3 protein-coding genes are annotated in these 2,364 nt (G+C 65.9%); 2 read left to right on the top strand and 1 reads right to left on the bottom strand.

What is annotated here, in order from left to right; all coding sequences use genetic code 11:
* Positions 1 to 402: 402 nt before the first annotated feature.
* Entirely contained in the window at positions 403 to 1,176 is a 774-nt protein-coding gene (locus tag D6T64_RS00060; RefSeq protein ID WP_119970234.1) for an HAD-IIB family hydrolase, read from the bottom strand.
* A gap of 283 nt (positions 1,177 to 1,459) precedes the next feature.
* Here D6T64_RS00060 and D6T64_RS00055 point away from each other — a divergent pair, with 283 nt between their 5' ends.
* Together D6T64_RS00055 and D6T64_RS00050 are read left to right on the top strand one after the other, a co-directional pair.
* Positions 1,460 to 1,675: a hypothetical protein gene (locus D6T64_RS00055; protein ID WP_119970232.1), complete on the top strand. Its 216-nt coding sequence runs from the start codon at positions 1,460 to 1,462 to the stop codon at positions 1,673 to 1,675.
* 41 nt (positions 1,676 to 1,716) lie between these two features.
* Positions 1,717 to 2,364 (top strand): UTP--glucose-1-phosphate uridylyltransferase (locus D6T64_RS00050; RefSeq protein WP_147364374.1); only part of this gene is annotated, 648 nt, incomplete at its 3' end.

The raw sequence follows: 2,364 nt of genomic DNA, 5'->3' as shown, positions 1-2,364 counted from the left end.
CTCCTGTGTCCGACGGAAGTGTCTGTGACATATGCTCAGTTTAGCCGGAGGTGAACACAAATACAAGACTAACGCTGACGTTTTCTCATGAGTTTAGTAATTGTGTACACCACAGTTTTCGCCTCAGGCCGGCGTTTGTCTGACACCTGAGCCTCTCATCCACCACTGACATTCCAGGGAGCCCTCGAGATCTTGCGTCCGAGGGTCGGCTCGCGGTGGTTTCAACCGCCGGTTGCTGAGCCTGCCGAAACACGCCGCGGCTCAACCAGCGAAGGAGGGATCTCGCTGGTTGAGCCTGCGCGCGAAGCGCGCTGGCCGAAACCTCGCAGGACGGCCCTCGGGCTGTGGGGCGGGTTGCGGTGATGTCGACACGGGCGCCGAGGCGGCCCGTGCCGGGTGGATCTAGACGGTGGTGGCGGCCAGTTCCGGGATCAGTGTCTCGAGATACGCGGCGGTGTCTTCCCAGCCCGTCACGGCGACGCAGCGCACGCCGAGCGCCTTGACCGGGTAGTCGTTGCCGGTCTCGTCGAGGCGGTCGCCGACGAAGATCATGTCGTCGAGGGGGATGCCGGTCAGCTCGGCGAGCTTGGTCATTCCGTAGGCCTTGTCGATGCCCTGCCTGGTGATGTCGACCGAGGTCGACCCGCCCGAACGCACCTCGAGGTCGGGCAGCAGCGCCGCGACAGCCGCACGCAGGGTGTTCTTCTTGTCGCCGGTCGGGTCCCAGGCGACCTTCGCGGCGACGGGAGCCTGCTGGCCGAGGGCCGAAAAGGTGATCTGCGAGCCGCGGTCCTCGAGAATCGGCCCCCAGGTCTCGCCCTCCCAGAGGCCCAGGTCTTTCGCGGCGGCCTCTACGGCGAGGAGCGCCCGCGAGCCTTCGTCGAAGGAGAGATTCTCGGCATAGATCTGGTTCCAGGTGTGGTTCGCGTGACGGTAGTACTGCGTTCCGCACGTCGGCATCAGGTGCAGCCGGGTGAGGGCCTCGGGGCTCACCTCGGTCAGCTGGTCGATGACCTGCATCTGGAACTGGGCGAACTGCCCACCGGAAATCACGCACACCTCGGCGACCTCGAGCAGGCGCACAAGCAGCGCGGCCATTTCGGGACTGAGCGGGGACTTCGAGGGAGCCAGAGTATCGTCGAGGTCGAAGGCCACAAGGCGAGGCAGAACGGTCATGGCGTGGATCCTTCGTGGAGCTCGTGGTTCGGTCGCGGCGACGGATGCCGCATCCGGCCATCATACCGACCCTCCTCACCCCTCCCTCTTGACGGGTGGAACCCGAGATTCGCTCAGAAAACCGCGTGAACCCCTCGCGGAATGCGACCCGGGCGCGCTATCGTGCGCGGGCACCCCGCAATTCGGGCCGAATTCCCGCCCAACTCCCACCGGATTCGCGGCGCAGTCGTGGCCGCCGGTCACGTCCCGGCCTGCTGCTCACACTGACCGAAGAGGATGCCCCATGTCCCACCCGATCACAAACTGGTTCCACCGCACCATCAGCCATCCGCTCACGGAAATGTACGCTCGCCTCGATGAGCACCAGCTCGGTGAGCATCTCCACGACCGGGCCACGAGCGACCCCGATCAGCAGCCGTCACGGCCGGCCCCGGTCGACGTCTCGTGGATGCCGATGCCGGGCTCCCACGCTCGCCGCGACACACGCCACCCGCGGTAGACATGTCCATCACGACACGACCACGCGCTACGGTGAACGACATGACTCTTTCCCGCATCACCAAGGCCGTAATCCCCGCAGCCGGACTCGGCACCCGATTTCTGCCCGCCACCAAGGCGATGCCGAAAGAGATGCTCCCCGTCGTCGACAAGCCGGCGATCCAGTACGTCGTCGAGGAGGCCGTCGCCTCCGGGCTGAGCGATGTGCTCATGATCACCGGGCGCAACAAGAACGCCCTCGAGAACCATTTCGACCGCATGACCGAACTCGAGGCGATTCTCGAGAAGAAGGGCGACCACAGTCGTCTGGCCAAGGTCATCCACTCGACCGAGCTGGCCGACATGCACTACGTGCGCCAGGGCGACCCCCGCGGTCTCGGCCACGCCGTGCTGCGCGCCAAGATGCACGTCGGCCACGAGCCCTTCGCGGTGCTGCTCGGCGACGACATCATCGACGCCCGCGACCCGCTGCTCAGCCGCATGCTCACCGAGCAGGTCGCCCGCAACGCGACCATCGTGGCGCTGATGGAGGTCGACCCCTCGATGATCCACATGTACGGCGCGGCCGCGATCGAGACGACCGACGACCCGGACGTGGTGCGCATCACCGGGCTGGTCGAAAAGCCGTCGCAGGCGGATGCCCCCTCCAACCTCGCCATCATCGGCCGCTACGTGCTGCGCCCCGAAGTG

The organism is Cryobacterium melibiosiphilum (assembly GCF_003602235.1).
Lineage (GTDB): Bacteria > Actinomycetota > Actinomycetes > Actinomycetales > Microbacteriaceae > Cryobacterium > Cryobacterium melibiosiphilum.
Note: the sequence above shows the minus strand (reverse complement) of the source record. Positions and strands in the feature narration are given on the sequence as shown.

What these genes read in the sequence shown, in the direction of transcription:
- D6T64_RS00055 (WP_119970232.1), top strand. Translation starts at nt 1,460, where the DNA reads ATGTCCCACCCGATCACAAACTGGTTCCACCGCACCATCAGCCATCCG.
- D6T64_RS00060 (WP_119970234.1), bottom strand. Translation starts at nt 1,176, where the DNA reads ATGACCGTTCTGCCTCGCCTTGTGGCCTTCGACCTCGACGATACTCTG.